The sequence below is a fragment of the Corynebacterium sp. HMSC05C01 genome, assembly GCF_001807155.1.
GTDB classification, from domain to species: Bacteria; Actinomycetota; Actinomycetes; order Mycobacteriales; family Mycobacteriaceae; genus Corynebacterium; species Corynebacterium coyleae.
This window is the reverse complement of the sequence record NZ_KV787956.1, coordinates 55,843-56,726: the sequence shown is the minus strand read 5'-3', so window position 1 is coordinate 56,726 and position 884 is coordinate 55,843. Positions and strand designations below refer to the sequence as shown.

Here is an 884-nt window from a genome sequence, read left to right as displayed (position 1 = left end):
TTGCCCCTACCAACTACACGGAAACGGCACCGTGATTGATATTGCAGCAGATCCTGTCTTCGACTCGTGGAGCTTTTCTGACAAAGTGCTCTACGCGCTCGATAAAGAAGTCGCGGCCAAGCGTGAACGACGAGTCAACAAATTACTCAAAGCATCCCGATCGCCAAATCTCGATGCGTGTATCGAAGACATCACCTACGCACCCGGCCGCAACCTCAACAAAGAGCAAATCACCAGACTCGCTCACTGCCAATGGTGTCAAAAAGCGCAAAGCATTGTCATCCTCGGCAAATCATCCGTCGGCAAAACACACCTGGCCCAAGCACTCCTTACCGCTGCGTGCAGAAACGACTACTCTGCCTGTTTCTTCCGCACAGACACCCTGGCCAACCAGCTAATGGTGCTACGCCATGATGACACAGCACGCATGGAGTTTCTTCAAGACTTACACCTGGCAGACGTACTCGTACTTGATGACTTCTTAACAACGCCGATTGATGCTGCCACAGCACACCAGCTGCTCAACATTCTTGCTGAGCGTGAACACCGGGGATCAACCATTGTCACCTCCCAGTTCACGCCCGATGAGTGGTACAAGTCCATCCCGGATGCTGTCATCGCCGAGTCGATACTGAATCGGCTTGTCGTTGGCGCTGAGATCATCACGCTGGAAGGCCCGAACATGCGCCTCGAAGCCAATACGCAGTAGCGGCTCATAGTCAACGCCCGGGTGTTACCCGATACTCACCCGGGCGTTACTGGATACTCACCACAGCGTTACTAAATCCGTGGTCCTAACATTCGCCCGCGCGGTTGCTAACCGCATCGCGTTTATGGACGCCGGCCACATCGTGGAGATCGCCCCACCCGAGGAGTTCTTCGCC

1 protein-coding gene is annotated in these 884 nt (G+C 54.5%); it reads left to right on the top strand.

What is annotated here, in order from left to right; translation table 11 throughout:
• The coding region (locus HMPREF3145_RS06590; RefSeq protein WP_210384167.1) for an ATP-binding protein at positions 1–709 on the top strand (709 nt) is incomplete at its 5' end.
• Positions 710–884 lie beyond the last annotated feature (175 nt).